Here is a 2,600-nt window from a genome sequence, read left to right as displayed (position 1 = left end):
GCCTCGCGGGTATCGACCAAGTGGCGCAGTTCGCCTTCGCTGCCGACCCGCAGGATGCGGGCGAAGGCCGGCGCGCCTTCGAAGCGGCTCAGGAATTCCCGGGCCTCCGCCCCGCCGTCCTCGTCCAGCACCGCCAGGGTCACGTTGGTCACGTCGTAGGTGGCGGCATAGGAAAAGACGAACAGCTGGATCAGCGGCGGCACGATCAGGGTCATGCGGCTTTTCGGATCGCGCCAGACCGCCAGAAGTTCCTTCAGGATCAGGGCCAGCAAGCGGACGTGCATCTCAGTCGAGCCTCTTGCGGGTGCGGCGGCCAGTGAGAATCAGGAAGAACGCGGCGATGGCGCCGATCGCCGCCGTATCGGGCAGGATCTCGCCCGGCACGTCGCCGGCCAGGAACAGGGTCTGCAGGATGGACACGAAATAGCGGGCCGGCACCAAGTGGCTGATGGCCTGGATGGGCCAGGGCATGGAACCGATCTCGAAAATGAAGCCCGACAGCATGAAGGCGGGCAGGAAGGCCGCCACCATGGCCACCTGACCGGCGACGAACTGGTTGCGGGCCACGGTTGAGATGAACAGCCCGGTGGCCAGGGAGGCCGCCAGAAACACCGCCGTGGTTCCGGTCAGGGTGAGGAAGGACCCACGCAGCGGCACCCCGAACAGCCACACCCCCATGGCGACCGACAGCCCCATGCCCCCCATGCCCAGCAGGAAATAGGGCACCAGCTTGCCGATGAGGATCTCCCCCACACCGGCCGGCGTGGTCATCAGGGCTTCCATGGTGCCGCGCTCCCACTCGCGGGCCACCACCAGGGCGGTCAGCAGGGTACCGATCAGGGTCATCACGATAGCGATCAGGCCGGGCACCAGGAAGTAGCGGCTGCGCAGTTCCGGATTGAACCAGACGCGCGGTTCCAGCGTGACCGCCAGCGGCGCCGTCATTCCTTTCTGCAAGGCCTCGATTTCCAGCCACTTGGCCCAAAGGCCCTCCACATAGCCCTTGACCAGGCGTGCCGTGTTGGCATCGGTGCCGTCCAGCAGAAGCTGCACCGGCGCCGTTTCGCTTCGCCCCAGGCGGGCCCCGAAATCGGCCGCCAGCACCGCCACTCCTTTCAGGCGGCCGGCCTGCAGGTCCTCCTCGGCGGCGCGGCGCTCGGGGTAGGTGGTCACGGCGAAGTAGGGCGAATGGGCGAATCCGGCGACGAAGCTGCCGGTTTCACCCGTCGGGTTCTCGATCACCAGCCCCAGGCGGACGCCGACCGGATCGAGGGAGACCCCGTAGCCGAACAGGAACAGCAGCACGGCGGGCAGCACGAAGGCGATGGCGATGCTGGACGGGTCGCGCACCACCTGCAGCGCCTCCTTGCGCACCAAACCCCAGAGACGGCGCGGGGCGGCCATCACGCGGCCTCCCGGCCGTCAGCGGCGATCAGGGCGACGAAGGCGTCGTCCAGGGTGGGATCGGGGCAGGCGGCGCCCCGCGCCCCGTCCTTCAGGGCGTCGGGCGTATCGAGCGCGATCAGGCGGCCCCGGTAGACGATACCCACCCGGTCGCAGTATTCGGCCTCGTCCAGGAAGTGGGTGGTCACCAGCACGGTCACCCCATGAGCCGCCATACCGTTGATGCGGCGCCAGAATTCCCGTCGGGTCAAGGGATCGACGCCGGACGTGGGTTCGTCCAGGAACAGGATGGCCGGATCGTGCAGGGTGGCGCAGGCGAGAGCCAGGCGTTGCTTGAAGCCCAGCGGCAGCAAGATGGCATCCGCCTTCAGGTAGGGCTGCAATTCGAAGGCCTCCACCATGCGTTCCACCGCCGCCCGGCGGCGCTTCCCCGCCAGACCGTAGGCCCCAGCGAAAAAGTCCAGGTTCTGGGCGACGCTCAGTTGGCCGTAGAGCGAGAACTTCTGCGACATGTAGCCGATGCGCGCCCGCGCCGCACCAAGCGCGTGCCCCAGATCGATGCCGGCGACCCGCGCCACCCCGGACGTTGGTTCAAGAAGGCCGCACAACATCTTGAAAGTGGTCGACTTTCCCGCGCCGTTCGGCCCCAGGAGACCGAAGATTTCCCCGGCCGGGACGGCGAAGGTGACCTTGTCGACGGCCCGGAAGGCGCCGAAATCTCGGGTCAGGTCGCGGGCTTCGACGGCGAGCCCGCCGCCCAGGTCGGGGGGCGGCCTGCCGCCCTCGTCGCGCATGGGTTTCGACGGCGTGTCCTCCCGCAGGCGGGTGACGAAGGCGTCTTCCAGGCGCGGCGCCACCGGCACCGCCTGGGCGGGCGGCTCCGCCCCCGGCGCCATAACCAGGCGCAGGCTGCGGCCCTGGATAAGGGAGTCCTGGACCCCCGGCAGGCCTTCCGCCTCGGCCTGAAGGGCACGCTTGTCGCCGTCCAGGCCCTTGATGGCAAAACTGCGCCCGGCCACCCGGCCGGTGAATTCGGCCGGCGGCCCGGCGAACAGCAACCGTCCCTTATCGAGCAACAGCATGCCGTCGCAGCGTTCCGCCTCGTCAAGGTAGGCGGTACTCCAGAGCACGCCGATCCCCTGCCCCACCAGTTCCTGGACCATGCGCCAGAGTTCCCGGCGCGACATGGGATCGAC

The 2,600-nt window shown here is 68.6% G+C and carries 3 protein-coding genes; all 3 read right to left on the bottom strand.

The features are described 5' to 3' along the window. Nucleotides 1-284: antibiotic ABC transporter permease (locus H7841_18235; GenBank protein ID MEO5338797.1), on the bottom strand; the 284-nt coding region annotated here is incomplete at its 3' end. Nucleotide 285: 1 nt separating this feature from the next. Continuing rightward, nucleotides 286-1,404 carry an ABC transporter permease gene (locus H7841_18230; protein MEO5338796.1) on the bottom strand — a complete coding sequence of 373 codons (1,119 nt, stop codon included), beginning with the start codon at nucleotides 1,402-1,404 and terminating at the stop codon, nucleotides 286-288. Continuing rightward, the coding region (locus tag H7841_18225) for an ATP-binding cassette domain-containing protein (GenBank protein ID MEO5338795.1) at nucleotides 1,404-2,600 on the bottom strand (1,197 nt) is incomplete at its 5' end. The genes H7841_18225 and H7841_18230, both read right to left, overlap by 1 nt.

Source organism: Magnetospirillum sp. WYHS-4 (assembly GCA_039908345.1).
Lineage (GTDB): Bacteria > Pseudomonadota > Alphaproteobacteria > Rhodospirillales > GLO-3 > JAMOBD01.
Note: the sequence above shows the minus strand (reverse complement) of the source record. Positions and strands in the feature narration are given on the sequence as shown.